This window comes from Rhodoferax lithotrophicus (assembly GCF_019973615.1).
Taxonomy (GTDB): Bacteria; Pseudomonadota; Gammaproteobacteria; order Burkholderiales; family Burkholderiaceae_C; genus Rhodoferax; species Rhodoferax lithotrophicus.
On record NZ_AP024238.1, the window covers coordinates 3,709,121 to 3,735,105 of the forward strand.

Annotated in this window: 25 protein-coding genes; 13 read left to right on the forward strand and 12 right to left on the reverse strand. The window is 56.3% G+C overall.

The annotated features are described in order from the left end of the window. Positions 1-225 precede the first annotated feature (225 nt). The gene (locus LDN84_RS17130; RefSeq protein WP_223904635.1) at positions 226-1,389 is read left to right on the forward strand and encodes a hypothetical protein; all 1,164 of its coding nucleotides are present in this window, start codon (positions 226-228) and stop codon (positions 1,387-1,389) included. 433 nt (positions 1,390-1,822) lie between these two features. On the opposite strand, the gene aroC is transcribed toward LDN84_RS17130, so the two are convergent. Together aroC and LDN84_RS17140 are read right to left on the reverse strand one after the other, a co-directional pair. Beyond that, a complete protein-coding gene (aroC, locus tag LDN84_RS17135) occupies positions 1,823-2,917 on the reverse strand; it encodes a chorismate synthase (protein ID WP_223904636.1) in 1,095 nt (364 codons plus the stop codon). Positions 2,918-2,970: 53 nt separating this feature from the next. Beyond that, on the reverse strand, positions 2,971-3,435 hold the full coding sequence (locus LDN84_RS17140) for a CBS domain-containing protein (protein ID WP_223904637.1): 465 nt from the start codon (positions 3,433-3,435) through the stop codon (positions 2,971-2,973). A gap of 154 nt (positions 3,436-3,589) precedes the next feature. Between LDN84_RS17140 and LDN84_RS17145 the strand changes: the two genes are divergently transcribed. Beyond that, positions 3,590-4,909, forward strand: coding sequence for an O-acetylhomoserine aminocarboxypropyltransferase (locus LDN84_RS17145; protein WP_223904638.1), 1,320 nt, complete (start codon positions 3,590-3,592; stop codon positions 4,907-4,909). A gap of 103 nt (positions 4,910-5,012) precedes the next feature. Then, positions 5,013-5,819 carry an alpha/beta fold hydrolase gene (locus LDN84_RS17150; protein WP_223904639.1) on the forward strand — a complete coding sequence of 269 codons (807 nt, stop codon included), beginning with the start codon at positions 5,013-5,015 and terminating at the stop codon, positions 5,817-5,819. A gap of 27 nt (positions 5,820-5,846) precedes the next feature. Here LDN84_RS17150 and LDN84_RS17155 read toward each other — a convergent pair whose 3' ends face one another. From LDN84_RS17155 to LDN84_RS17180, 6 genes are all read right to left on the reverse strand, one after another. Further along, a complete protein-coding gene (locus LDN84_RS17155) occupies positions 5,847-8,450 on the reverse strand; it encodes a putative bifunctional diguanylate cyclase/phosphodiesterase (protein ID WP_223904640.1) in 2,604 nt (867 codons plus the stop codon). A gap of 20 nt (positions 8,451-8,470) precedes the next feature. Then, on the reverse strand, positions 8,471-9,628 hold the full coding sequence (locus tag LDN84_RS17160) for an FIST signal transduction protein (protein WP_223904641.1): 1,158 nt from the start codon (positions 9,626-9,628) through the stop codon (positions 8,471-8,473). A 90-nt stretch (positions 9,629-9,718) separates the two neighbouring features. Further along, the gene (locus LDN84_RS17165; RefSeq protein ID WP_223904642.1) at positions 9,719-10,876 is read right to left on the reverse strand and encodes an alginate O-acetyltransferase AlgX-related protein; all 1,158 of its coding nucleotides are present in this window, start codon (positions 10,874-10,876) and stop codon (positions 9,719-9,721) included. A 10-nt stretch (positions 10,877-10,886) separates the two neighbouring features. Continuing rightward, on the reverse strand, positions 10,887-12,284 hold the full coding sequence (locus LDN84_RS17170) for an MBOAT family O-acyltransferase (protein ID WP_223904643.1): 1,398 nt from the start codon (positions 12,282-12,284) through the stop codon (positions 10,887-10,889). 67 nt (positions 12,285-12,351) lie between these two features. Further along, positions 12,352-12,600, reverse strand: a complete 249-nt coding sequence (locus tag LDN84_RS17175; RefSeq protein ID WP_435405897.1) for a DUF3297 family protein — start codon at positions 12,598-12,600, stop codon at positions 12,352-12,354. A gap of 134 nt (positions 12,601-12,734) precedes the next feature. Then, entirely contained in the window at positions 12,735-13,973 is a 1,239-nt protein-coding gene (locus LDN84_RS17180) for a YihY family inner membrane protein (protein WP_223904645.1), read from the reverse strand. 21 nt (positions 13,974-13,994) lie between these two features. On the opposite strand from LDN84_RS17180, the gene LDN84_RS17185 reads away from it, so the two are divergent. From LDN84_RS17185 to xth, 10 genes are all read left to right on the forward strand, one after another. Then, positions 13,995-14,435: a DUF2069 domain-containing protein gene (locus LDN84_RS17185; protein WP_223904646.1), complete on the forward strand. Its 441-nt coding sequence runs from the start codon at positions 13,995-13,997 to the stop codon at positions 14,433-14,435. Beyond that, complete coding sequence (locus LDN84_RS17190) at positions 14,416-15,852, forward strand: FAD-binding oxidoreductase (protein ID WP_223904647.1); 1,437 nt, start codon at positions 14,416-14,418, stop codon at positions 15,850-15,852. The genes LDN84_RS17185 and LDN84_RS17190 overlap by 20 nt, the downstream gene beginning before the upstream one ends. 107 nt (positions 15,853-15,959) lie before the next feature. Next, positions 15,960-16,442 (forward strand): CZB domain-containing protein, encoded by a 483-nt coding sequence (locus LDN84_RS17195; protein ID WP_223904648.1) that lies wholly within the window; start codon positions 15,960-15,962, stop codon positions 16,440-16,442. Positions 16,443-16,738: 296 nt separating this feature from the next. Further along, the gene (locus LDN84_RS17200; RefSeq protein ID WP_223904649.1) at positions 16,739-17,185 is read left to right on the forward strand and encodes an SRPBCC family protein; all 447 of its coding nucleotides are present in this window, start codon (positions 16,739-16,741) and stop codon (positions 17,183-17,185) included. Between the two features lie 109 nt (positions 17,186-17,294). Further along, positions 17,295-17,582 (forward strand): type II toxin-antitoxin system CcdA family antitoxin, encoded by a 288-nt coding sequence (locus tag LDN84_RS17205; RefSeq protein WP_223904650.1) that lies wholly within the window; start codon positions 17,295-17,297, stop codon positions 17,580-17,582. Beyond that, positions 17,569-17,883, forward strand: a complete 315-nt coding sequence (locus tag LDN84_RS17210) for a CcdB family protein (RefSeq protein ID WP_223904651.1) — start codon at positions 17,569-17,571, stop codon at positions 17,881-17,883. Before LDN84_RS17205 ends, LDN84_RS17210 begins: the two co-directional genes overlap by 14 nt. Continuing rightward, positions 17,883-18,713 carry a thymidylate synthase gene (locus LDN84_RS17215; RefSeq protein WP_223904652.1) on the forward strand — a complete coding sequence of 277 codons (831 nt, stop codon included), beginning with the start codon at positions 17,883-17,885 and terminating at the stop codon, positions 18,711-18,713. The genes LDN84_RS17210 and LDN84_RS17215 overlap by 1 nt, the downstream gene beginning before the upstream one ends. Beyond that, on the forward strand, positions 18,677-19,618 hold the full coding sequence (locus LDN84_RS17220; RefSeq protein WP_223904653.1) for a DMT family transporter: 942 nt from the start codon (positions 18,677-18,679) through the stop codon (positions 19,616-19,618). Before LDN84_RS17215 ends, LDN84_RS17220 begins: the two co-directional genes overlap by 37 nt. 19 nt (positions 19,619-19,637) lie before the next feature. Then, positions 19,638-20,123: a dihydrofolate reductase gene (locus LDN84_RS17225; protein ID WP_223904654.1), complete on the forward strand. Its 486-nt coding sequence runs from the start codon at positions 19,638-19,640 to the stop codon at positions 20,121-20,123. 41 nt (positions 20,124-20,164) lie between these two features. Next, on the forward strand, positions 20,165-20,962 hold the full coding sequence (xth, locus tag LDN84_RS17230; RefSeq protein WP_223904655.1) for an exodeoxyribonuclease III: 798 nt from the start codon (positions 20,165-20,167) through the stop codon (positions 20,960-20,962). A gap of 52 nt (positions 20,963-21,014) precedes the next feature. On the opposite strand, the gene ntrC is transcribed toward xth, so the two are convergent. The 4 genes from ntrC to glnA form a co-directional block, all read right to left on the reverse strand. Further along, entirely contained in the window at positions 21,015-22,517 is a 1,503-nt protein-coding gene (ntrC, locus tag LDN84_RS17235) for a nitrogen regulation protein NR(I) (RefSeq protein ID WP_223913090.1), read from the reverse strand. A gap of 79 nt (positions 22,518-22,596) precedes the next feature. Further along, complete coding sequence (gene glnL / locus LDN84_RS17240; RefSeq protein ID WP_223904656.1) at positions 22,597-23,688, reverse strand: nitrogen regulation protein NR(II); 1,092 nt, start codon at positions 23,686-23,688, stop codon at positions 22,597-22,599. 21 nt (positions 23,689-23,709) lie between these two features. Beyond that, entirely contained in the window at positions 23,710-24,216 is a 507-nt protein-coding gene (locus LDN84_RS17245) for a hypothetical protein (RefSeq protein ID WP_223904657.1), read from the reverse strand. 152 nt (positions 24,217-24,368) lie between these two features. Beyond that, entirely contained in the window at positions 24,369-25,784 is a 1,416-nt protein-coding gene (gene glnA / locus LDN84_RS17250) for a type I glutamate--ammonia ligase (RefSeq protein ID WP_223904658.1), read from the reverse strand. Positions 25,785-25,985 lie beyond the last annotated feature (201 nt).

A 25,985-nucleotide genomic window follows, 5' to 3' on the forward strand; every position in this document is an offset into this window, starting at 1 on the left:
GGTAGATTTACTCGATACACACACCAAGTTGCCAGGATTGGCGACCAGACACACAGGGACGGCGATGAAATTCATTGCTTCAATCAACACACGGCAGATGCCATCGGCATCCGGCTTGGCGCGCTATCGAGCGAGTCGTGCGTTTTGACCCAATGCGTTTTTATACCGTCGTCAAAGCTGCAATCGCCAGAATAGACGACTGTCAACATTGAGTAGGTTGCATAAATGCCTTTTACTGTCCAACTTGGTACGCCACCGCAAGGCATCTCTTTGAATAGCGCCCAAGAGGGCGAAACCGTCCGCCTAGCTTGGCGGGACTTCAGTTCCTCTGAAGACGGCGACCTATTTATTGCCAGACTTGAAGACTACCCGTCTCACGTACTGAGACTGATCGGGTCTCCTGCTATAAAACCTTCAGCTATTGACCACTTCTTGTTTTTGATAAAACCGGATGGCGAGTGCACTGTCTACGTCAATGAACTTATTCACATCGCCAAAGTTCGGATAAGGAAGAATGTCAGCAAAGGTGATCAGATATATAGCGACGATATATTGGACATAGAAGAACTAAGATTTGACGGCGTTGAAATCCCCCAAGACGTTGGCGTATTTGTGCTTTTGTCCAACGGCTGGCGAAAGGGCATGTATTTTGACCTTGGCCCACTTTGGAGTCCTCCAATCCAACGAGACTACGATATTGGGAAGCTGCTTGGTGGATATCTCAACTACCTGACATACCAGCAAATCTTCAAGATCACGGAAAAAGATTGGGAGGCACTGTTGGCTGTCGGTTGGTTTCCATTCATTGGCCTGAAAACGGACACAATTGCTGAAGTTCTGAATCACATCCGAAACGGATGGAATCCTGACAGGTTGGTCGAAAATATATATACCGAAACTGCAGAGCGAGTGCACTTATTGTTGGAACACTGGCGAAAAAGCCCAGTCCTTGCGCCACACAGGGACATCCTCACTCGAGCAATTGAGAGATTTGCGGCGCAAGATTTCATCAGTTGTGTATCCATTCTCTATCCAAGACTTGAGGGGTTGCTAAGAAGCATTGCCAGTCACGCAGGAGAAACTAACTTCAGTCAGAGCAATTTGGCCGAAGCCCCCGCGAGGGCTCACCGTTCGTCGCCAAATACCTACAGCCGATTACTGCCACAGAGATTCCGTGAGTTCTTAAGCAAAGTCTTTTTTAAATCGTTCGATCCAAACGATTCCGGAAATCCAGCCGAGGCCTCGCGGCACACCATCGCACACGGCGTTGCTGCGGAAGACGGATTCAATCAAAAGGCATCTCTGCTCGCCATATTGATGATCGAACAAATCGTCTATCACCTTCCAGCAAGTGAAGCCCTTGCGGCCGAGGCACCAAGTGCAACTTAACGCTCTTAAGTAACTTCAAAAATACCTTTACAAATCAACGATCTAAAAATCAAGTTTCTTCGGCACGGAGTCCGGACGCGGCCGGCTAGATCGCTAACGATTGTTTCGTCTACAACTTGAATATCAGCTCGCAACATCCTTAAGCCGCCTTCAAACCCTCCCACCAGATCACCGCCTCAACTCCCTCGCCCCAAACCCGCCAAGCACACCTAAACGCTACAAACCCCATAGCTGCCGCCGCAACAAACACGGCTTCTAGACCGTGTTTGGCACTTTAAGCCCCACCTCCCAGACTCCCCAGCACACCGAAAAAGCCGTAGCCAATCACGGTGTACAGCGCCTGCCCTCGGCCACGCAGGCGGCCCGGAAGTAGCTGGCCGGCAGCGCACCAAAAGCGATCAGGTGGCGGCGCTGCGCCGACGCTGTGGCCAAATCAAACCGAGGCTTTGATCGGGGCCAGACTCACCGCTACATCCCCACACTGGGCGCGCTGGCGCAGGGCGTGCTCCATCACCACCAGCGCCAGCATGGCTTCCAGAATGGGCGTGGCGCGAATGCCAACACAGGGGTCGTGGCGGCCTTTGGTGATCACCTCCATCGGCGCTCCGCTGGTGTCAATCGATTGGCGCGGGGTCAGGATCGAACTGGTGGGCTTGATGGCCACCGACACCTCCAGATCTTGCCCGCTGGTGATACCACCCAAGGTGCCGCCAGCGTTGTTGCTGGCAAAGCCTTGGGGGGTGAGGGAGTCGCCATGCGTGCTGCCACGCTGCGCCACGCAGGCAAAACCAGCGCCTATTTCAACCCCCTTGACGGCGTTGATGCCCATCATGGCGTAGGCAATGTCAGCATCCATCTTGTCAAACAGCGGCTCGCCCAGGCCAACCGGCACGTTGGATGCGCTGACCCGCAGGCGTGCGCCACACGAATCACCGTCTTTGCGCAAGGCGGCCATGTAGTCTTCCAGGGCCGAAACATCGGCCACCGGGGCAAAAAACGGGTTGTTGGGCACATGCTCCCAGGACTCGAAGGCCACCGGCAGTTCACCCACTTGCGTCATACAGCCGCGAAAGGTGGTGCCGTATTTTTCAAACAGCCATTTTTTAGCCACCGCACCGGCAGCCACCATGGGCGCGGTTAGGCGGGCGCTGCTGCGGCCACCACCACGCGGGTCGCGGATGCCGTATTTTTGAAAGTAGGCGTAATCGGCGTGGCCGGGGCGAAAGGTCTGGACGATGTTGCCGTAATCTTTGCTGCGCTGGTCGGTGTTGTGGATCAGCAGGCAGATCGGTGTGCCGGTGGTTTTGCCTTCATACACGCCAGAGAGAATCTGCACCGCGTCGGGTTCGTTACGCTGGGTGACGAATTTGCTGGTGCCGGGACGGCGGCGATCCAGGTCGGGCTGGATGTCGGCCTCACTGAGTGACATGCCCGGCGGACAGCCGTCAATCACGCAGCCAATGGCCGGGCCGTGGGATTCACCAAAGTTGGTGACTGCGAATAGGGTTCCAAAGGTATTGCCGCTCATGGGGCGGGATTATCCCAGAGCGGCTCTTGGCATGTGCGCCAAGAATAAAAGACTTACAGCTTGGGTGCGTCGTCCGGCTGCTGACCTTCGGGCCAGTCGTGGATGTAGGCTTTGAGCAGCTTGTTTTCCAGATTCTGGCTGTCGACCACGGCGCGGGCGACATCGTGGAAACTGATCACACCCATGAGCATTTTTTTGTTCATGACCGGCATGTAGCGGGCATGGCGATCCAGCATCATGCGGCGCACTTCGTCCATGTCCGTTTCGGACGTACAGGTCAGGGGGTGGTCATCCATCGCAGCACGTACGGTGGTGGCAGAAATGTTGCCCTCGGTTTTGACCAGCACCTGGGTCAGTTCACGCACCGTGACCATGCCCACCAGTTCACCATGTTCCATGATCACCAGCGAACCAATATCACGATCAGCCATCAGCCTCAAGGCATTGATCAAGGTTTCATCGGGCGATGCGGTGTACAAGGTGCCGCCTTTGATGCGCAAGATATCGCTAACTTTCATGATGTTCCTCAAATTGAATGGATCGCTGTGATCAGGTGAAGTGGCTCGAAATATAGCCCACAATCTGTCCTTTGGTATCAGTAAATTCCAGCAACTTGGCCCGTTTGAGCAAAAATCGTGGCCTCACATACCTTGTCTACAGCGAAAGACCTTCATGCCCGGCTACTCTGACCCCGCTTTTGACACTTTGGCCCTTCACGCAGGTGCCGCCCCTGACCCAGCCACTGGCGCACGCGCGGTGCCGATTCACCTGACCACCTCGTTTGTGTTTGAGAGCAGCGACCATGCCCAGTCGCTCTTTAATCTGGAGCGTGCCGGCCATGTCTACAGCCGCATCAGCAACCCGACCAACGCGGTGCTGGAGCAACGTATCAGTGCGCTTGAAGGCGGCATAGGCGCGATTTCAGTGGCCAGCGGCCAAGCCGCGCTACACCTGAGTGTGGCCACGCTGATGGGGGCCGGCAGCCACATCGTGGCCAGCACCGCGCTGTATGGCGGCAGCCAGAACCTGCTGCACTACACGCTGCGCCGTTTTGGCATTGACACCACCTTTGTCCAGCCCGGCGACATTGACGGCTGGCGCGCTGCCGTACGCCCCAACACCAAGCTGTTTTTTGGTGAAACCGTGGGCAACCCAGGGCTGGATGTGCTGGATATTCCGACGGTCAGCGCGATAGCCCATGAGGCCGGTGTGCCATTGCTGGTGGACTCCACCCTGACCACGCCCTGGTTGATGAAGCCGTTTGAGCACGGGGCCGACCTGGTTTACCACTCGGCCACCAAGTTTTTAAGCGGTCACGGCACGGTGATTGGCGGTGTGGTGGTGGATGGCGGCAGTTTTGACTGGGAAGCCCCCTCTGACAAAGCCACGGGGGCACTCAGCAAGTTCCCCGAACTTTGCCAAGCCTATGACGGCTTTCACAACATGGTGTTTTCCGAAGAATCCACCGTGGGCGCGTTTTTGCTGCGCGCCCGGCGCGAAGGCCTGCGCGACTTTGGCGCATGTTTGAGTCCGCACTCGGCCTGGTTGATTTTGCAAGGCATGGAGACCCTGCCGCTGCGCATGGCGCGGCACATGAGCAACACGCAAAAAGTGGTGGCGTTTCTGGCCAGTCAGCCGTTTGTCTCGCGCGTCGGCCACCCCATGCTGGAAAGCCATCCCAGCCATGCACTGGCGCAAAAATTGTTGCCCCGCGGCGCAGGCTCGGTGTTCAGCTTTGACCTGAAGGGCAACCGCGAGCAAGGCAAAAAGTTTGTCGAAACCCTGAAAATTTTCAGCCACCTGGCCAATGTGGGTGATTGCCGCAGCCTGGTAATTCACCCGGCCAGCACCACGCATTTCCGCATGACCGACGCGGCCCTGGCCGCAGGTGGCATCACCCAGGGCACGATCCGCCTGAGCATCGGCCTGGAAGACCCGGATGATTTGATCGACGACCTCAAACGCGCCCTGAAAGCGGCTGAAAAGGCCTGATGTGGCACACCACCTGAATACTACATTTTTTATAGCTACTTGCGCATACATTACAAGCTCTAGAGGCCAATTTTTTTTATAAAAATCAACCCATTCACGCCCCATGTACCTGACCGTCAACACCCATCGCACCTATTGCTACACCGGCGGCAAAGCTTTTGATGCAGCCAAACCCACCGCCATCTTCATTCACGGTGTGCTCAATGACCACAGCGTGTGGATTTTGCAAACCCGTTACCTGGCGCACCATGGCTGGAATGTGCTGGCCGTGGATTTGCCAGGTCACTGCAAAAGCGCTGGCGCACCGCCCGCCAGTGTGGAAGAAGCCGCCGACTTTGTGCTGGCCCTGCTGGATGCCGCCGGGCTTGAAAAGGCGGTGCTGATCGGCCATAGCTTTGGTTCGCTGATTGCGCTGGAGACCGCCGCCCGCGCACCGGGGCGCATCAGCCAGTTGGTGCTGGTCGGCACGGCGTTCCCGATGCGGGTGTCGCCCGCCTTGCTGGAGAGTTCGGTCAGTGCACCGATGAAAGCATTGGAAATGGTCAACGTGTTTTCCCGCTCTACCCTGGCCCCACCACCCTCGGCCCTGGGGCCGGGTACCTGGGTGTATGGCGCGTCCATGGCGCTGGGGCGGCGGGTACTGGCCAGCAACCCGGCCGTGAATGTGTTTTACACCGGCTTCAAGGCCTGCGACAGCTACCAGAACGGCTTGCAGGCGATGGCCCAGGTGACCTGCCCGGTGCTGTTTGTACTGGGCCAAGTCGACCAGATGACCCCGCCCAAAGCAGCCCTTGCGCTGATTCAGGCCGCCCGGCAGCCTCAAGTGGTTTACCTGCCCGGTGGGCATCATCAAATGAACGAAACGCCGGAAGAAATGCTGACAGCCTTGCAAAATTTCTTGAAACCCTGATCTGGCCGTGCAGGCAACACGGGCGGGCTAGGTTTTGTCCTGGCAGAGGTCAGCCTCAAACTGTGCCAGCGGAACCGGCCTGCCAAAAAAATAGCCCTGAAAGGAATGGCAGCCACGCTGCTCCAGAAACGTCCTTTGGGCATCGGTTTCCACCCCTTCGGCAATCACGTTCAAACCCAGAGCTTCGGTCATGGCAATGATGGTTTGCACAATGGCGGCATCGTTGGCATCGGTGGTGATGTCACGCACAAAACCCTGATCGATCTTGATTTGATCCAGCGGCAGACGCTTGAGGTATTGCAGCGACGAATAACCCGTGCCAAAGTCGTCCATCGAGAAACTGATGCCCAGCAGCTTGAGTTCACGCATTTTGGCAATGGTGTCTTCCACATTTTTCAGCACAATACTCTCGGTCAACTCCAGCTTCAGGTGAGACGGTTTGGCACCGGTCTCGACCAAGGTGCGGCGCACTTGCTCGACAAAATCATCCTGGTGAAATTGCTTGGCACTGACGTTGACGGACAGGGTCAAATCACATGTGATGGGCCTGGCTTGCCAGGATTTGAGTTGCCTGCAAGCCCCCTGCAACACCCACAAGCCCATGGCCATGATGATGCCGGTTTCTTCTGCCAGGGGAATAAATTGCGCAGGTGACACCAAGCCACGCTGGGGATGCTGCCAGCGGATCAACACCTCGGCCCCCATGGTGCGCCCCTGGGCGTTGACCTGCTTCTGAAAATAGAGCAACAACTGCCCCTGTTCTTGCGCCCGCGCCAAGTCTTCCACCAGCCCTAAGCGGGCTTCCAGGGCCGTTTGCACCTGGGGATCAAAAAAACTGATGGAGTTGCGCCCGGCTTTTTTAGCCTGGTACATGGCAGCATCTGCATGCTTGAGCAGCGAGTCCGAGCCTGGCTCAAGACCCCGAAACATCACCACACCAATGCTGGGGGTGGTATGTACAACCACCTTCCCCAGCTCAAACTTCTGGTTGACCACGTGCCGAATTTTTTCAGCCACCAGTTCAGCTTGTGCCGCAGCATCGTCCACGTCAGCACCCAAACCTTCAAGCAGAACGATGAATTCGTCACCCCCAGGACGGGCCACCATGGCGTGATCCCTCACACAGTCTTTCAGCCGTGCACCCACCTCGATCAACAACTTGTCACCAAGGTGTAAACCCTTGGCATCGTTCAGGCTCTTGAAGTCGTCCAGATCCAAAAACAGCAACGCACACCAACGTTGACTGTGTTCACTGGTTTCCATGGCCTGGTGCAAGCCATTGATCACCTGTTGCCGATTGGGCAAACCCGTCAGGGTATCAAAATAAGCCAGCTTTTCAATTTGCGCCTGGGCTTGTTTCTGCGCGGTGATGTCGTCATAGATACCCAGCACCCCCATCTCTTGGCCATCCGTCCCGATCAGTGGCACTTTGGAGGTGCGTAGCCAAATCTGTTGGCCCTCAGGGGTGGTTTGCGGCTCTTCAAAATTCAGCCGCGGCGTTTTGCTGGTCATGACAAGCTGATCATCGGCACGGTAGAGCTCCGCCTGCTCATGCCACCCCATGTCAGAGTCCAATTTGCCGACCAGCTCATCGGGCTCGTTCAAACCCGCATCATGCGCAAAAGCCCGGTTGCAGCCCAGGTAACGTGAGTCCTTATCTTTCCAGAAAATCCGCAAGGGGGCGGTTTCCAACACCAAACGCATCATGCGATTCACCGCCCGCAACTGCTCCTCGGCACGCTTTTGTTCGGTCAAATCCACAAAGTAAGAAAACGTTCTCGGGCCCTGGGGAGTCTGCAAACGCCTGGAAGACACCATGAACGGAAATTGCGTGCCATCCTGGCGCAAACCCACCGTCTCATAAGTATCTTGTGTCGTCAGGCCTTGGGCACGCGAGGTCATGTGTTGCCAAATTTTGTCCCGCTGTTGCGGAGCAATACAGTTCGTCAACACTTGACCACGCAAATCCTCAATTCGCGCATAACCAAAAAGCTGAAGAAAAGCGTCATTGGCATCCATGATGATGCCATCACTGGACAAACCCACCCCCATGGGACTGATCGCCATCAGGACTTGAAACTCCCCCTCGACTTGTGCAAGCGACTGCTGCAAGATTTCTTGCTGCGCTGCAGCTGCTGCCAATTGGGCATCGTGTGCTCGGCACAACACAATGGCCTTGGACAATTGTGTCAGCACAGGCGTAAGCACTTGTGCCAGATCAAAGTTTGTTTCGGGCTGTGTCATTGCCAGCAACACAATAGCACCGTTGTGTTCAAGTGGCAGCCTGTAAAACGCTTGGTAGTGACTGCGGGTCAGCCCCAAAGCGGCCAGAAAAGGCATCGGTTCAAGCTCCTGGCTGGCACAACCATAAACCAACGCACAAGGCACGGTGATGGAGTTTCCGATCTGGGCAATCAATTCAAAATCACCCACCGCGGCACTGATACACACCGCCAAGGGAGCCTGTGCGCCTTCACAAGCGGGCATGTCCAGACAGACAAACCCCGCCGAAAACGAGGTGTGGTAGAGCAAACGCTGCAAGGTCCGGGTGAGCAGTTGTTTAAGCCGAATCTCGCTGCCAATCGTGACGGACAGGTCATACAGCACTGGCAAGATCTGTTGATGCTGCATGATCTACAAGGTCCAGAAAGTCATGGCCAGTGTGCCGCCAGCAACGCAGCATTGTGAAACAGCGGATAACCATGCAGGGTAGAGCCACCGATTTCGCCTAAGGACACAGCACCTGCAATCTGGCCCGCCTGGGTAAGCCGTTCAAATTCAACCAGTTCACTGGTGGAGCGCTCCACCCCGAGGTGCAAGCGCCTGCCAGCGCAATAAAACAGCAACACATCGGCACCGGCGCTGTCACCATTCAACTCGGTCAAACCGGCGATCAAGACACGCATGGTTTCATGGGTGTCCACCATCGGGCGTTGCAGCAGCGTCAACACCGAGTTGGCAGGCACTTCACCCACGCAAAACAGCGAGCCATCTTCATGGAGCATGACGGGAATACGCACCAACACATGGTGATTGGCCCGCACAATGCCAAACGGGAAATGCACCGCATGTTCATAAAAATTCTGCGGCGTAATCTGCACGCCGTACTGGCTTTGAACCAGCTCCTGGTACACCTTAAAAGCCGGACGCCAATCAATCTGAGAAATACGGTTGCCCAAGGTACTGGTGGCATACACCGTTTTCGCTGGGGCATGGTAACCATGCTCAAGAATCGCCCCCTGATGTTGGGGCAGCAGCATCAGCAACACCCCGTTTTGCACCAGACGGCTGGTGTCGAACAAGCAAGGCAAGGGTTGAAAGGTTTCGCTGCCGGCGTTGGCTCCAGCGTAATGAACGCGATTGGCCAATTGCAGGTAAACACCATCCAGCAATGTCCCAATGTTGGGCACCATGGCATCAAACAACATGAACAGCGTGAATTCTTCGTTTCCCACAAGTTGGTTGGCAATTTGCTGGGCGATCAAGTCAGTTTGCTGCTCAACACCTGGTGCATCCACAGGCAAATCAGCATACAAGGCGTAAAAAGGCATCTCATCAAAGCGCAACAGCCAGATACCGTGGGTGTGAAATGCAGCCTGATGAATCAGCGCCGGAAAAATAGCCCCCACCAAGGGAATCTTCCGCTTGGCGCACAGCGCTTGCACCAGGCCAACGTGTTCTTTTTGCGCCTCTGGCAGCAATACACAAACACCCATGTGGGGAAACCCGGTTTGCCAGCCAGACAACGTGTCATCCAGCAAAGTTGCGTCTAAACTGGGTAAAAAACGCATTCTCTCAACGTCATTCATGGTGACCTTTTGAACTGTTCCAACAACAACGATCCTGCACAACCTGACTTGAGGAAATTATCACACCATGCCCGTAGATTGGCTAGCAGATCAATGGGCTGGTCGCAATTTCAAATCACGCATCCATTGCTGTTCGGCCTTTGAAAGTGGCTTTTGCAACATACGCTCAGGCACTTCCCACACGATGGTCTTGGGCGGCGTTTGCTCAAAGGTAGGACTACCCAGGTAGGCCAAGGCAGAGCCTTCAAAATTACCCCCATCCTTGGCCAGATTGGCCACTTCAGCACCCATGTAATGGCTTAAAAACGGCACAAAATTGGACGTGCGCGAGAACGATGTGCCCACCACCACCACCGTGGGCAAAGCAGCATCGCCAAACAAATCATCCGCCCCAGCCGCTGGAACGGCAGGTGCTGCGGCCAGGGTAGTGATCTGGGCCTTTTCTACCGGGGGCCGCAACAGGGCGGGCAAGCCCTCCAGGTTGGACAAGCGAAACAGGTCACCGGGACGATCCGCCGTCTGGCGATTCATTTGGGCAGCCTCAGCAGACGGCACGCCAGAGGCCCCCTTCAGATGCTTGGCAATCGCCAGCGCCGCCGCGTCTGAACCCGACTCATTCCAATGTGAATCGGTGCGGTAATAACGCTCACCCGGCAAGGCCGACAGCACCGGCTCCAGGTTCAGCACGTTGACACCGGCTTGTGTCAGCGCGGTTTGCCATTGGCTCAGGCGCTGGGCAAATAAGGGCGAGCGGTGCAGGCCGCACAAATGCGCCTGCTCAATTCGGGTCTTGTCAGGCACCAGGGCAACCACCAGGTCGATGCCCTGGGCTTTCAGGTTTTTGGCAACGGCCGCAACAATGTCGGCACGGGCCTGGGCCGACTGTTGGGGATGGGGAAAAGTCTCCAGCTCTTCGGTGAGGAAAAACCAGTCCGAGCAACCGGTTCCGACCTGGGCACCGGTGTCGCCCACCAGCGTCCAGGTGACGGCCCGCTCAACCTGCGCGAAAAAATGGCTGGGTAAAAAATGGTCATTCAGGTTGCTGGTGAACTGGCGGGTCGATTCACCGCCCAACAATTTGGTCGGCTCAGTAAACCCCGCCCAGGCCGACTCGGGCACATTGCGCAAGGATTGAACCGTGACCCCCAAGCCGGCCAGCATCATCACCACAAACATGGCGGCGGGCAACAAGGCCAGGCGGTGCGGTGTCTTGGAAGCCGCTTCGTTGGATTTGTCAGTTGTGCTCATATCGGTCTGCCTAGAACTGGAAGTACAAGAAGGGAATGGCTTTTTGTCCGGCCAGCACCATCACGGCATAAGCAAAGGTCAGAATCGGCCAGATATTGCTCCAGGCGGGCGCATTCAGCCCGCCACGCTCGGCAAACTTTGTGCCGGGGTAGACCACACACACCAGCCCGATCAAAAAGGTCACCAAAATACTCGGGCGCAGGGCCAGGGCAATGGCATCACCCATGGCAAAACCGTTCAGGCCAAACTGGCCAGTGAGCATGTGCATGGCCTGATCCCAGCCGCTGGCGCGAAACACCGTCCAGGCCAGCATCACCACCAGCAAGGTCAGGGTGCGCGAGGCGTAGTTGGGCATGCTGTGGCCCCGCAGCGTGTAGGCCCGATCCACACACAGGGCACTGCCCTGGATGATGCCCCAGATCAGGTAATTCCAGTTGTCACCCCCATGCCACAGGCCGCCAATGGCCATGGTAAGCATCAGGTTGACGTAGGTGCGGGTCACGCCAAACCGGTTGCCGCCGAGTGAGATGTACAGGTAGTCGCGCAGCCAGGATGACAGTGTCATGTGCCAGCGCCGCCAGAAATCCTGGATCGACACCGCCAGATAGGGGTGGTTGAAGTTTTCCTGAAACTTGAAGCCCATCATCAGCCCCAGGCCAATCGCCATGGCGCTGTAACCGGCAAAGTCAAAAAACAACTGCAAGGTGTAGGCCGCGCAGCCCACCCAGGCATCGACAAACGAGGGGTTTTGCAGGCCAAATGCAAGAGACACCACCGGTGAGAGGGTGTCGGCAATCAGCACCTTCATGGAAAAACCGATCATGAAGCGCTTGACCCCGGCACCAAACTCTTGCACCGAGAAGACCCGATCCCGCAATTCCTTGTCAATCACCTTGTAGCGCACGATCGGCCCGGCAATCAAATGGCCAAACATGGCCATGTAGGCCGAAAACGAGATCAGGCTGTACTGGCATTCCACCGTTTTGCGCCGCACATCCACCAGGTAAGAAATGGCATGCAACACGGTGAATGACAAGCCAATCGGCAGCATCACATTTACCCAGGGAATCGGCGGCAGGTCATGCCCGGTCAGCAAGGTGTTGAGCGACTGCACCACCATGTTGGTGTATTTGTACCAGACCAGCGAGGCCAGGTTCAGCACAATGGCAGTGGCCATGATGCGGGTTTTGCGCTGCTCATTGTGGGACTTGTCAATCAGAATCGCCGCACCCCAGGCCAGCACCGTGAGTGTGATGATCAACAGCAAAAACTTCGGTGTCCACCAGGCATAAAACAGCCAGCTGCCCACCAGCAGAGTGTGGTTGCGATAGTGCTGTGGTGTGGCCACATAAAACGCAAAAAACAAAGGCAAAAAAAGCGTCAGGAATTCCAGCGAGGCAAATACCATGGCGTGCCTTTAAGTCAAAAATGTTGGAGTGGGCATCTGGTCAGTTCGCCATGCGGCGCAGCTCAGGCTATTTATAAAACGCCTCGACCTTGCCTTTGAGCTTGATCAACAGCGGGTTACCTTTGCGGTCACGGGTTTTGCCTGCGGGTACCTTGACCCAACCTTCACTGACACAGTATTCCTCGACATTAAACAACTCTTTGTCGTTCAGGTGGATGCCAATGTGATGCTCAAACACCGCGGCCACATGGTGAGGGCTGCGGGGGTCACTGGACAGATGGTCGGGCAAAAGAGGGCGTTCTGAGGTTTCGTTCATATCAATCATGCGGTAGGTCAATCAAAGTGGGGGGGATTTTCCAGCATTTGAGGCATCCAACTTTCGTTGTCTGAATACTGGTCGGCACACTGGCGGCACAAGCGTTTACGGGGCGCACCTGAATACTATTAAATTTATAGTACCTCACGCAAATAAATAGAGCGCCAGAGGCTTATTTTCCATAAATTATCGGTAGAACCTTCCTGCTGCAACAACAAGGTATTGAGCAACGGTGCCATCAGGGTGGTATCGGGATTGGCCAGCAAAACATAGCGGGCTTCTCCGCCTTCAGACTGCTCATCCAGCTTGCCCACCCAATCCAGCACCTGCAAGGTTTCCAGCACGGGCTCAAGCTGCAAGGCATCCACCTTCAACTCTTTGGCCAGTGCCGACATGGTCAGGCCTTTTTCTGGCTTGAGCTGCCTGGGCTCCAATTGCTGCAAAGTTTCCAGCGCCAGCAAAAACTGCCAGCCGTGGGCTCGTGCACGGCGCTGCACACCACTGAGCAAACTGGGCAGGTAAGCCGTAATCACCGCACCCAGCAGCACAATCACCCAGGCGGTGTAAATCCAGACCAACAAAATCGGCACCGTGGCAAACGCCCCGTACAACACGGAATAAGTGGGCACCTGACCCAGGTACCACACCAGCAGACGCTTGGCCAATTCAAACCCGGCAGAAACAAAGACCCCACCCACCCACGCATGCCCCCAACGCACCTGGGTATTGGGCACGTAGTGGTAGAGCGCGGCCATGCCCCAGGCAAAAATCACAAACTGCAAGCTGTCCAACAACAATTGCACCCCACCCGGCAAGGCACCCACCAAGCCTTTGGACGCTGACAAGGCATATGAAGTCAGTGACAAACTCACCGCCAGCAACAACGGCCCCAACGACACCACCGACCAGTACACCAGCACGCGCTGCCCCAGAGGGCGCGATTTGCGCACCCGCCAGATACCGTTCAAGGTGCGGTCAATCGTCAGAATCAAGGCCAGTGCGGTGACAAACAGGATCGCCAGACCCGCACCACCCAGTTTGCTGGCCTTGCCAGAGAACTGCGTCAGATAACCCAATACCTGACGGGAAATGCTGTCGGGGATCAGACTATCTACCAGCCACCGCTGCAACACGTCCTGGAACTTGCTGAACATCGGAAACGCGGTAAACACCGCCAGAATCACGGTGAACAGGGGCACCAGTGCAATGGTGGTGGTAAAGGTCAGGCTGCTGGCAGTCAGCCCGAGCCGATCTTCACGAAAACGCTCGCGCAGCGTATGGGCCGTGTTTTTCCAGGGAAAACGCGACAACTCTCTGACAAATACTTCCAGCCTCTGGGGCCAGGTGATGGGGGACGTGGGCAAGGAACTCATGCCCGCTATGATGCCATCCCAATGACGCATCTCACTCCCCCCTCCTCCAACCCCGCCTCAAATTCTGTGGCATTCACCCGGATTCTGGCCGTAGGTAGCCTGTTGGGCCTGATTGCCCTGGGCCTGGCCTGGGAACTGCTGCTGGCTCCGCTGCGCCCAGGCGGCTCCTGGCTGGCCCTGAAAGTGCTGCCACTGTGTATCCCGCTGGCTGGTTTACTGAAAAACCGCATGTACACCTACCGCTGGGTCAGCTTGCTGGTGTGGCTGTATTTCACCGAAGGTGCTGTGCGGGCCTACAGCGACAAGGCCCCCGGAAACGTCCTGGCCATGATGGAAGTGGCGCTGTGCCTGGCACTGTTTACCGCTTGTGCGTTGCACGTACGCTTGCGCCTGAAAGCCGCACCCCAGGCCAACCAACCTGTTGCCGACCCGTCTCCCGAGCATGCAAACCCTTCTCAATGAACTGAAACACATCGTTGGGACAGCACATGTGCTGACCGACGGCGACCTGAGTGCCTGGACACAAGACTGGCGCAAACGCACCCATGGTCAAGCACTGGCCGTGGTGCGCCCGGCCCACACCACGGAGGTGGCGCAAGTGGTCCAAGCCTGCGCACGTTACCGCCGCGAACACCCCGACAGCCCTGTGAGCATCGTGCCGCAAGGTGGCAACACCGGCTTGGTGGTGGGCTCCACACCTGATGAATCAGGTCGACAAATTGTGCTGAGCTTGCAACGCATGCATGCCATTCGCCAGGTGGACGGTGCCAACCTGACCCTGACGGTGGAAGCCGGATGTATCTTGCAGACCGTGCAGGAACAGGCCAAAGCCGCGGGCTTCTGGTTCCCACTGAGTCTGGCCGCCGAAGGCTCTTGCACCATTGGCGGCAACCTGGGCACCAATGCCGGTGGCACACAAGTCCTGCGCTTTGGCAATACCCGCGAGTTGTGCCTGGGGCTAGAGGTGGTGACACCCCAAGGCGAGGTGTGGCACGGCCTGAGTGGATTACGCAAAGACAACACCGGTTACGACCTCAAAAACCTCTACATTGGCTCGGAAGGCACGCTGGGCATCATCACCGCCGCCACACTCAAGCTGTTTCCCTTGCCCAAGGCCCAACTGACGGCTTGGGTGGCCGTGCCTTCCACCCAAGCTGCGGTCACGCTACTCGGCTTGGCACAGCAGCATTTGGGACCCAGTCTGACCGGGTTTGAGATGATGGGTCAATTTGCCCTGAGCCTGGTGGCCAAGCACTTTGACAGTTTGCGGGTACCCCTGTACCAGGATGCCCCGTTTTGTGTATTGCTGGAAAGTGCTTCGCAAGACGCACCAACCCAAGCCAGAACCCAGTTTGAGAATATGCTGGAAGCCGCCCTGGAGGCGGGCCATGCCAGTGATGCCGTGGTGGCTGAAAATCTGGCACAAGCCAAAGTCTTGTGGCAAATTCGTGAAAGTATTCCCCTGGCCCAGGCCGAAGAAGGGCTCAATATCAAGCACGATATTTCGGTGCCTATTTCCAGCATGGCAGCTTTTGTGCAAACCACTGACGCGCAATTGGCGGCGGCCATCCCTGGTGTGCGCCTGGTGAATTTTGGCCACCTGGGTGACGGCAATCTGCACTACAACGTGCAGGCACCCGTGGGGATTGATGCCGCTGTGTTTCTGCGCGAGCACGAACCTGAAGTCAACCGCATCGTGTTTGACTCGGTGGCGGCTTTTGGCGGATCGATATCCGCCGAACATGGCATTGGCAGCCTCAAGATTGAGCATCTGGCCCATTACAAATCACCCGTGGCCTTGGGCCTGATGCGCGCCATCAAGCTGGCGCTTGATCCTCAAAACCTGTTGAATCCCGCCAGAGTGATCGCCTTACCGTGATTATTTCTTCCTGAATATTGACGAATTTTGTGTACTATCTGACAAATTCACATCTATCTCGCACTGACTTGACATTTGCTTGACACCACAGACCAAAGGGGTTCGCCATGGGATTTTTCAGCCGACTGTTTTCATTGGGCAACAAAGACACTGATAAAGCAGCCAACGTTGCCTCAACTGGAGCCGTCACTGAACTGGGGCTGGATGCCCAAGCCTCCGCTGCCATCCTGTCAGAAATTGACATCGACACCGCCATCGCAGCGCATGAAAACTGGAAACTTCGTCTGCAAAACTACCTCAATGGCAACTCGACCGAAACACTTCAACCCGAAATTGTTTGTCTGGATGACCGTTGTGACCTCGGCAAATGGTTGCACGGGCCTGGTACCCAGCGCCTGGGGAAATACCCGGCGTTTTCAGTGCTGATCGCACGGCACAAATACTTTCACGTACAAGCCTCCAACGTGGTGGCTCTGGCGCAAACCAACCAAAAAGACAAAGCCATGCAAGCCCTGGAGGGCAGTTACCGTTACGCATCCAACCAAGTCGTGTTGCTGCTCAAGGAGCTCAAACGCGGGTTGGGCCGCTGAATAGATCAACCGCTTCTGACGCAGCCCCGCCTTCGACCTGGCAGGACTGAAAAATCACCATTGATTCGGGCCAATGAAATGTGAACCGGCTGTGTTCACGCCCATCTCCCATCGGCACATACCCAAGGCCGATCAAAAGCTCAATATGCTGAACGCTTGGCCCGCATAGGCTAGGCAGTCCCAACAAGCCACTTCACTCCAAAGGGTTTCCCCGTTCGGCCTTAATCTGCAGGCACTCGAACGCTCGTCATAGCGTCGTTCCATTCTTCAACCCATTGAGCGAGGGCAGTGCATTTATGGCTACAGGAACCGTCACCCTACATCGCGTCATCCGCGCTCCGGCTGAACGCATCTATCGCGCATTTCTTGACGCTGATGCCATGTGCAAATGGCTGCCGCCTCATGGCTTCACCGGGAGAGTCCATCACATTGATGCCCGCACCGGTGGCAGCTACCAGATGTCATTTGCCAATCTCTCCACAGGCCACATTCATTCCTTCGGTGGTGACTACCTTGAACTCGTCCCGAATGAACGTATTCGCCACAGCGACAGGTTTGACGACCCCAACCTTCCCGGCGACATGTACACCACGATCACGTTCAAACCGGTATCTTGCGGCACTGAACTGCACATCGTCCAGGAAGGTATTCCAAGCCTTATTCCCACCGAAGCCTGTTATCTGGGCTGGCAGGAATCCCTGGTGTTACTCACCCAGCTTGTGGAAGCAGAGATTCCCGACTGATCACACGCCAACCTGGCACTTGCGGTCAATGCCGCCATAGAGCTGCCTGCGAGCACTTCACCCATGAATGATGCGCATATACTGTGCGCATCATTCATGGAGTCAGATCATGCTGAATTTTGACAATGCCACCAAAAAGGCGACTAACCTGTCGCTCAACGCCAAGGTGCTAGAAGCCGCCCGCGAAATGGGCATGAACCTGTCCCAAACGGTGGATACTTTACTGGCCGATGAGGTCAAGCGGCGTTACTGGGCCAAGTGGAACGAAGACAACAAGGAAGCGATTGCAGCCTACAACGAGCGTGTCGCCACGCATGGCTTGCCGCTGGCCAAATACCGCACCTGGGGAAAATCACTGGGGGATGGTCGCGAAGAGGTTAAAAATGGCACGCTTTGATGTTTACCCAAATCCAGATGCTGACGATGCCGAACTCACCCCATACTTTCTTGATGTGCAAAACGACCACATCAAAGGCTTCAAGACTCGCGTGCTGGTGCCTTTGTGGAACGCCGACATGCTACCGCGTCAAATGAACGATCTGAATCCCTCATTTCAAGTGAAGGGCTCCACCGTGGTGATGGATACGCCCGCTATGGGTGCAGTGGCCATCAGTGCGCTGAAACCCGCCGTTGCCAACTTGGGTGCACATCAGTTCAAGATTCAAAACGCACTGGACATCCTGTTTGGGGGCTATTGATGTTGAAACCTGATTCCTCCCAATACGAAAACTTTTTACGCCATGTGCAAACCACCGGCGTGTTCAAGCCTGACCGCACCGGCACCGGCACCACCAGCGTGTTTGGTTACCAGATGCGCTTCGATTTGACCCAGGGCTTTCCGCTGGTGACCACCAAAAAGGTATTCCTGCGCGCCATCATCGTCGAGCTGCTGTGGTTTTTGCGTGGTGATTCCAACGTGAAATGGCTGCAAGAACGCGGCTGCACCATCTGGGACGAATGGGCCCGCGCCGACGGCGACTTGGGCCCGGTCTACGGCGTGCAGTGGCGCAGCTGGCCCACCCCTGACGGCGGTCACATTGACCAGATTCAGCAGGTCATCGACACCCTCAAAACCAACCCCGACTCGCGTCGCATCATCGTCAGTGCCTGGAATGTGGCCGATCTGGACAAGATGGCGCTGATGCCCTGTCACGCCTTTTTCCAGTTCTACGTGGCCCCACCCACCACACCGGGCGGGCGCGGCAAACTCAGCTGCCAGCTGTACCAGCGCAGTGCCGACATTTTTTTGGGTGTGCCGTTCAACATTGCCAGCTACGCCCTGCTGACCCACATGGTGGCGCAGCAATGCGACCTGGATGTAGGCGACTTCATCTGGACCGGTGGCGACTGCCACATCTACGCCAACCACGCCGAGCAGGTGGCGCTGCAACTCAGCCGCACGCCCCTGGCCTACCCCCGGTTACACATCAAGCGCCAACCCGAGTCCATCTTTGACTACCAGTTTGAAGACTTTGAGGTGCAGGGTTATGAATGCCATCCCGCCATCAAAGCCCCGGTGGCGGTGTGATCAGCCGTCGACAGCTCTGGAGCCTGGTCGCCCTCACGCTGATGTGGGGCATCAACTGGCCCATGATGAAGTACAGCCTGCGCGAGTTGTCGCCGCTTTACTTTCGCGCCCTGACCATGTCGTTTGGGGCCTTATGGCTGTTCTGCTTCTACCGTTTCAAAGGTGTACGTATGTGGCCGCAGGTCACCGAGTGGCGCAGCGTGGTCACACTGGGTTTGCCCAACGTACTGGGCTGGCATACCCTGGCCATTTTGGGCGTGAAAGAGCTGGCCAGCGGGCGGGCAGCCATTTTGGGCTTCACCATGCCGATCTGGACCGTGCTGCTGGGTATTGTGTTTTTCAAGGAAAAGCTCACCCCACGCATCGGCCTAGCGGTACTGGCAGTGGCGCTGGCCATAGGGCTGCTGACCTTCAATGAACTCACCGCCTTGAGTGGCAAGCCACTGGGCATTGTCTGGATGGAGCTGGCCGCGCTGGCATGGGCCGCCGGCACACTGATGATGCGCCGTGCCCACCTGAGTATGCCGATGGAAACACTCACCGTGTGGATGCTGATCCTGGCCAGTATTTGCCTCTGGGGGTTGGCGGTGGTGCTGGAGCCTTGGCCTGCTTGGCAATTTTCTGTGCCCATGTGGGGCAGCCTGGTGTATGGCGCACTCATCAACTATGGTTTTGCCCAGATCATCTGGTTTGGCATGGCACGTCATCTGCCACCCACCACCAGTGCCATGAGCATCATGGCTATTCCGCTGATTGGCACCTTGACCGCCACCCTGATTGTGGGCGAAGCACCTGGTTGGCAAGACTTTGTGGCCGTGCTGTGTGTGATGGCGGCTATTGCGGCCGTGCTGCTGCCGCCACGCAGGCCGCCCACACCCAAGCCCAGCAATAAAGCGTCATCTTAAAAATCATCAGCGTTTCAGCATGCAACTCAAGCTCATTTTTGCCCGCGCCGCCAACGGTGTGATTGGCCATCACAACACCCTGCCCTGGCATTTGCCCGAAGACATGGCGCATTTCAAACGCACCACGCTGGGCTGTCCAGTGATTATGGGGCGCAAAACCTGGGATTCCCTGCCACCCAGGTTTCGCCCCTTGCCGGGGCGGCTCAACGTGGTGGTGACCCGCCAGGCGGGTTGGACGGCAGACGGTGCGGTGGTCGCCCACTCGCTTGAGGCCGCGTGTGCCGCCTGCCCGGTTGACAGTACCGCCTGGGTGATAGGTGGTGCCGAGATTTACGCCCAGGCTCTATCGCTGGCCAGCGTCGCCGTGGTGACCGAGCTGGCGGACAACTTTGAAGGTGATGCCTTCGCACCAGTCTTTGGCCCGGACTGGGTGGAAACCGAACGTCAGCCCCAGACCAGTACGAACGGTTTGCACTTCAGCTTTGTAACCTATCAAAAACAATAGCTGCTTGCGCTTATTTATCAAGCATTAGAGACCCAAATATCATGAAATTTGCTACCTGGAACGTGAACTCACTCACCGTGCGCCTGCCGCAGGTACTGGACTGGCTGGCAGCCAACCCGGTGGATGTGCTGGCCTTGCAAGAGCTCAAATTGACCGACGACAAGTTCCCCCATGCGGCCTTCCAGGCGGCGGGCTACGAGTCGGTCTGTTTTGGCCAGAAAACCTACAACGGCGTGGCGCTGATCAGCCGCGCTCCAGCACAAGACATCGTGCGCAACATTCCGGGTTTCAGCGATGACATGGCACGTGTGATCAGCGCCAGTTTTCCCCTGGCGACCTCCGCAGCGGACGGCGCTCCATCCAGCGTGCGCATCGTCGGCGCGTATTTTCCCAACGGGCAGGAGCCCGGCAGCGACAAGTTTGAGTACAAACTGGCCTGGCTTCAAGGTCTGCGTGCCTGGCTGCGCACCGAATTGGTGACACACCCCAAACTGATTCTGATGGGGGACTACAACATCACCTTTGATGATGCCGATGTCTGGGACCCCGAAGGTATGCGTGACCAGATTCACTGCACCGATGAAGAACGTTATGAACTCGGTGCCCTGATCGCCCTGGGTTTGGCCGATGCGCACCGCTTGTTCCCGCAAGCGCCCAAAAGCTATTCGTGGTGGGATTACCGTGACTTTGGCTTCAAACGCAACCGGGGCATGCGTATTGACCACATTCTGCTCAGCCAAGCACTCAAACCGTTGGCCAAGGCCTGCTGGATTGACAAAACCCCGCGCAAGAACGAACGCCCTAGCGATCATGCGCCTGTCATTGTCGAGTTGGCCTGATCTACGCTCTGTTTATAAGAGCTACCAACGCTTATTTTGTAAGCTCTAGAGGCTAATTTTCCTCAAGACCAAGCTCCTGGATTTTGCGCGTGATGGTGTTGCGCCCGATGCCCAGCTTTTGGGCGGCTTCAATACGCCGGCCTCGGGTTGCAGCCAAGGCTGAATGAATCAGGCACGACTCAAAACGTGCCGTCAGCACATCCCACACATCAGTGCGGTCAGTAGCCAGCAACGCATTGGCTTCTTCAATCAACCCTTGTTCCCAGGCTTGTGGCGTGTGTGGTGTAGCCGCTTCCACGGCAACAGCGGTATGAACCACTGGAGCTGTCGGAACAGCTACAGGCGCTACAGGCGCGGGGCTGGCGGGGCTGGCGGGGCTGGCAGGAATCAGGATTTCATCCACCGCCACTTCCGGCGGTAAATCCTTGGCTTCAATCACCTGCGCCGGTGCCATCACCGTCAGCCAGTGGCAAATATTTTCCAGTTGGCGCACATTGCCGGGAAACGCAAATTTACCCAACCACAGCAACGCAGCATCCGAGATGCGCTTGGGCTCCACCCCCAACTGGCGGGCGCTTTGCTGCAAGAAATGCCGGGTCAGCATCGGAATGTCTTCTAGCCGCTCACGCAAGGCCGGCAAGCGAAGGCGGATCACGTTCAGGCGGTGAAACAAATCCTCACGGAACACGCCATCCTTGACCCGCTGCTCCAGGTTCTGGTGCGTAGCGGCAATCACCCGCACATTGGTTTTGACCGCACTGTGTCCACCCACGCGGTAAAAATGACCATCTGACAAGACCCGCAGCAACCGGGTTTGCAGGTCAAATGGCATGTCACCAATTTCATCCAGAAACAGGGTGCCGCCATCGGCTTGCTCAAAGCGGCCACGGCGCATGGTTTGCGCCCCGGTGAAGGCGCCACGCTCATGGCCAAACAGCTCAGACTCCAGCAAATCCTTCGGAATGGCGGCGGTGTTGATGGCCACAAAGGGCCCATTGGCACGCGGCGAGTGTTTGTGCAGCGCACGCGCCACCAGTTCTTTGCCCGAACCGGATTCACCGGTGATCATGACCGTGACATTGCTTTGGCTCAAACGGCCAATCGCACGAAACACATCCTGCATGGCCGGTGCCTGACCGAGCATCTCCGGTGTATCAACCGTCAGCTCTTCTCGAACCTCTTCGCGTTGACTTTCTTCGACCGCACGGCGAATCAGCTCCACGGCTTTGGACAAGTCAAACGGTTTGGGCATGTACTCAAACGCGCCCCCCTGAAAAGCAGACACCGCGCTGTCCAGATCCGAATAAGCGGTCATGATGATCACAGGCAGCCCCGGGAACTTCGCCTTGACCTTGTCCAGCAGCTCCAGGCCCGAACCGCCAGGCATGCGAATATCACTCACCAACACCTGAGGGGGGTTGTCGTCTTCCTCCAGTGCCAAGAGCACATCACGGGCATTGGTGAAACTGCGGCTGGGCAACTGCTCACGCAACAGGGCTTTTTCCAGCACGAAGCGAATCGACTGGTCATCGTCTACGATCCAAATGGGTTTCATCACGTTGTGTTGCCTTCGGTTTTGCCTGCACCTGCCGAACGCCTCACACACCGGGCAGTGTGCTTGAATCGTCCCGCAGTCAGGGCAGTGGTATCAGAATTTTGAAATCGGTATAGCCTGGCTCACTGTCGCACTCGATCAAGCCGTGGTGTTGCTGCACAAAGGTTTGCGCCAATGTCAGCCCTAACCCTGAACCACCTTCCCGACCCGACACCAGCGGGTAAAAAATTCGGTCTTTGATCGACTCAGGCACGCCAGGCCCGTTGTCGATGACATGCAATTCCAATGCCAACCGATAACGCTGTTTTCCAAATGTGGTTTGGCGGGCCACACGGGTACGAAAAATCAGCTGGGCATCCCCTTGGGCCATCCGTTCCGACAGGGCTTGGGCCGCGTTATGGGCAATGTTGATCAGCGCTTGAATCAACTGTTCATGATCCCCGCGAAACTCTGGAATGGAGGTATCGTAATCACGCAACACGCTCAAGCCTTTGGGGAACTCCGCCAAGATCAGCGAACGCACCCGCTCACACACCTCATGAATGTTCACATCACTCACCACATGAGGCTTGCGGTGTGGAGCCAGCAGCCGGTCCACCAGCGACTGCAGACGGTCTGCTTCGTGGATGATGACCTGGGTGTACTCAGACAACTCCGGCTGTGCCATCTCAAGCTCCAGCAACTGCGCCGCTCCACGGATGCCCCCCAAAGGGTTTTTGATTTCATGCGCCAGGTTGCGAATCAGCTCCTTGTTGGACTGGGCTTGCTCAGCCAGACGCTCTTCCCGGTCTTGCCGCGCCTGCTGCTCCAGCGGCAGCAACTCCACAATAATTTCATGGGCCTCCGTCAATGTCACGATCACATGCACCGGCAAGGGCTCACGAGCCATACGCAACAGACCTGCGTCATAACGCAAGGCAGCAAATTCGTTAAATCCTGCACCCTGCAGGGCCGTCTCAAGGTGAGTCGGCTCGGTAAAACTGTCCGGCAAGTGCGAGCCCACAATGCTGCGGCGCGAGATGCCCAGTGCATCTTCCAGCGCGGCATTGGCAAACAGCACCGTCCCGTCGCTTTGCACCACGGCCACCAAGGTGGCCAGTAAATCAAACGATTGAAACCGCACAGCGATGGCGCTGGACTCTTGCGGTTTAGATAAAACAGAACGCTTCAAGGAGGACCTTTCATGCAGCGGTTAATGTGCCGCGGTACTGGCAGGTACACGCCCGATTTCACGTCGGATGCCGGCTATGTCGCTCTCATTGCGGGCCAGGTTGGCTTTGAGTTCGGCTACCCGATCCAGGTATTTTTGGTGGTTTCTTACCTCGTCACCCCGTTTTTCTGGCTCGCCGTTGTTGTATTCCTTGAGCAATTCAGCTTGCCGAGCCTCGGCTTTGGTCAGTTCAGATTGCAAGATCAAACGGGCATCCGAGTCACGGGATTTTTGCTCGGTAGTGGCGACTCTCGCACCAGGAGTGCTTGCCGCGCCCCCCGCATCCGTTGCTTTCGCAGCGGTTTTCGGGCGAATGCCCTGCACCACGGTCACGTTGCCACCATCGACCAATTTGCAGCCTTTGGCCTGCGCTTGCGACACGGTGTTGGTGTACTCATTACCACAGCGGTAAATACGGTCTTGTGCCATGGCAGGTTGACACAGCGTGACCGCCCCAAAAATTGTCCAAAAAATGTGTGTGATTGTCATACCCAGCCTTTTTAATACGGTGCGTCGCAAACCGTGAAACCCATTTGTACAGCCATCACCATGGAGCTAGTTTCCCACAAGCAAAAAAGGGACAGCCTGAGCCGTCCCTTTGGTAACCCCACAGGTTGTGCAAGACAACCTGCTTGCGCTGCTTAGAGCGAGTAGTACATGTCGTATTCCACTGGGTGCACCGCCATACGGAAGCGTGTGACTTCAGTCATCTTCAGGTCAATGTAGGCATCGAGCATGGAATCCGTGAACACGCCGCCTTTGGTCAGGAAGGCACGGTCTTTGTCCAGATGCTCCAACGCTTGATCCAGACTGTGGCAAACGGTCGGGATCAACTTGTCTTCTTCTGGTGGCAAATGGTACAGATCCTTGGAAGCTGCTTCGCCAGGGTGAATCTTGTTCTCCACGCCATCCAGACCAGCCATCAACAAGGCCGCAAAACCCAGATAGGGGTTCATCAGTGGATCGGGGAAGCGAGCCTCCACACGACGGCCCTTGGGGTTGGCCACAAACGGAATACGGATGGATGCGGAACGGTTTTTGGCAGAGTAAGCCAGCTTGACCGGTGCTTCGAAGTGAGGCACAAGGCGCTTGTAGCTGTTGGTACCTGGATTGGTAATGGCGTTCAATGCACGAGCGTGCTTGATGATGCCGCCAATGTAGTACAGCGCAAACTCGGACAGACCGGCATAACCGTCGCCAGCAAACAGGTTTTTACCGTCTTTCCAGACCGACTGGTGCACGTGCATACCGCTGCCGTTGTCGCCATGGTAGGGCTTCGGCATAAAGGTCGCTGTTTTGCCGTAGGCATTGGCCACGTTGTGGATCACATACTTTTGCAGAATCGTCCAGTCAGCGCGCTCAACCAGGGTGCTGAATTTGGTACCAATTTCATTTTGGCCCGCGCCAGCCACTTCATGGTGGAATACTTCAACAGGAATACCCACAGACTCAAGAATCAATGCCATTTCAGCGCGCATGTCTTGTGTGCTGTCAACCGGGGGCACTGGGAAATAACCACCCTTGGTGGTGGGACGATGGCCACGGTTGCCGCCTTCAAGCTTGGCGCCAGTGTTCCAAGGTGCTTCATATTCTTCGATTTCGTAGAACGTGTTGTTGGGTTCGGTGCTCCAACGCACGCCGTCAAAAATGAAGAATTCTGGCTCAGGACCGAAGAAAGCAGCATCACCGATGCCTGAAGCCTTCAGATAGGCTTCTGCGCGTTTGGCGATGGAACGGGGGTCACGGTCATAGGCCTTGCCATCGCTGGGTTCAACCACGTCGCAAGTCAGGATCAAGGTGGTTTCTTCAAAGAATGGGTCGATGTTGGCGGAATTTGGATCCGGCACCAACTGCATGTCAGAGGCTTCAATACCTTTCCAGCCAGCAATGGATGAGCCATCAAAAGCGTGGCCCGATGTGAACTTGTCTTCATCAAAATGCGAGACGGGCACCGTGGTGTGATGCTGCTTGCCACGGGTATCGGTGAAACGGAAGTCAACAAACTTGACTTCGTTGTCTTTCACCATCTTCATCACGTCTGCGACGGTCTTGGTCATGCGTTACTCCAAATGAACAGTTGTTTAAAGGGTTTCGGTGTATTGGAATGCAGTTTTTATGCCAGACCACTCGCTCAAAGCCATGATCTGTCAAAGCGACTATTTTGCCTTGAGTTGACACACTTTCCCAAAATGCAACGAATGATTCAAGGGAATTTCAATACACCTTGTACAGGGGAAGTTTTATCAATGCACAAATAA

Coding starts and splice junctions, on each gene's coding strand:
- LDN84_RS17130 (WP_223904635.1), top strand. CDS start 226: ATGCCTTTTACTGTCCAACTTGGTACGCCACCGCAAGGCATCTCTTTG.
- aroC (WP_223904636.1), bottom strand. CDS start 2,917: ATGAGCGGCAATACCTTTGGAACCCTATTCGCAGTCACCAACTTTGGT.
- LDN84_RS17140 (WP_223904637.1), bottom strand. CDS start 3,435: ATGAAAGTTAGCGATATCTTGCGCATCAAAGGCGGCACCTTGTACACC.
- LDN84_RS17145 (WP_223904638.1), top strand. CDS start 3,590: ATGCCCGGCTACTCTGACCCCGCTTTTGACACTTTGGCCCTTCACGCA.
- LDN84_RS17150 (WP_223904639.1), top strand. CDS start 5,013: ATGTACCTGACCGTCAACACCCATCGCACCTATTGCTACACCGGCGGC.
- LDN84_RS17155 (WP_223904640.1), bottom strand. CDS start 8,450: ATGCAGCATCAACAGATCTTGCCAGTGCTGTATGACCTGTCCGTCACG.
- LDN84_RS17160 (WP_223904641.1), bottom strand. CDS start 9,628: ATGAATGACGTTGAGAGAATGCGTTTTTTACCCAGTTTAGACGCAACT.
- LDN84_RS17165 (WP_223904642.1), bottom strand. CDS start 10,876: ATGAGCACAACTGACAAATCCAACGAAGCGGCTTCCAAGACACCGCAC.
- LDN84_RS17170 (WP_223904643.1), bottom strand. CDS start 12,284: ATGGTATTTGCCTCGCTGGAATTCCTGACGCTTTTTTTGCCTTTGTTT.
- LDN84_RS17175 (WP_435405897.1), bottom strand. CDS start 12,600: ATGAACGAAACCTCAGAACGCCCTCTTTTGCCCGACCATCTGTCCAGT.
- LDN84_RS17180 (WP_223904645.1), bottom strand. CDS start 13,973: ATGAGTTCCTTGCCCACGTCCCCCATCACCTGGCCCCAGAGGCTGGAA.
- LDN84_RS17185 (WP_223904646.1), top strand. CDS start 13,995: ATGACGCATCTCACTCCCCCCTCCTCCAACCCCGCCTCAAATTCTGTG.
- LDN84_RS17190 (WP_223904647.1), top strand. CDS start 14,416: ATGCAAACCCTTCTCAATGAACTGAAACACATCGTTGGGACAGCACAT.
- LDN84_RS17195 (WP_223904648.1), top strand. CDS start 15,960: ATGGGATTTTTCAGCCGACTGTTTTCATTGGGCAACAAAGACACTGAT.
- LDN84_RS17200 (WP_223904649.1), top strand. CDS start 16,739: ATGGCTACAGGAACCGTCACCCTACATCGCGTCATCCGCGCTCCGGCT.
- LDN84_RS17205 (WP_223904650.1), top strand. CDS start 17,295: ATGCTGAATTTTGACAATGCCACCAAAAAGGCGACTAACCTGTCGCTC.
- LDN84_RS17210 (WP_223904651.1), top strand. CDS start 17,569: ATGGCACGCTTTGATGTTTACCCAAATCCAGATGCTGACGATGCCGAA.
- LDN84_RS17215 (WP_223904652.1), top strand. CDS start 17,883: ATGTTGAAACCTGATTCCTCCCAATACGAAAACTTTTTACGCCATGTG.
- LDN84_RS17220 (WP_223904653.1), top strand. CDS start 18,677: ATGCCATCCCGCCATCAAAGCCCCGGTGGCGGTGTGATCAGCCGTCGA.
- LDN84_RS17225 (WP_223904654.1), top strand. CDS start 19,638: ATGCAACTCAAGCTCATTTTTGCCCGCGCCGCCAACGGTGTGATTGGC.
- xth (WP_223904655.1), top strand. CDS start 20,165: ATGAAATTTGCTACCTGGAACGTGAACTCACTCACCGTGCGCCTGCCG.
- ntrC (WP_223913090.1), bottom strand. CDS start 22,517: ATGAAACCCATTTGGATCGTAGACGATGACCAGTCGATTCGCTTCGTG.
- LDN84_RS17245 (WP_223904657.1), bottom strand. CDS start 24,216: ATGACAATCACACACATTTTTTGGACAATTTTTGGGGCGGTCACGCTG.
- glnA (WP_223904658.1), bottom strand. CDS start 25,784: ATGACCAAGACCGTCGCAGACGTGATGAAGATGGTGAAAGACAACGAA.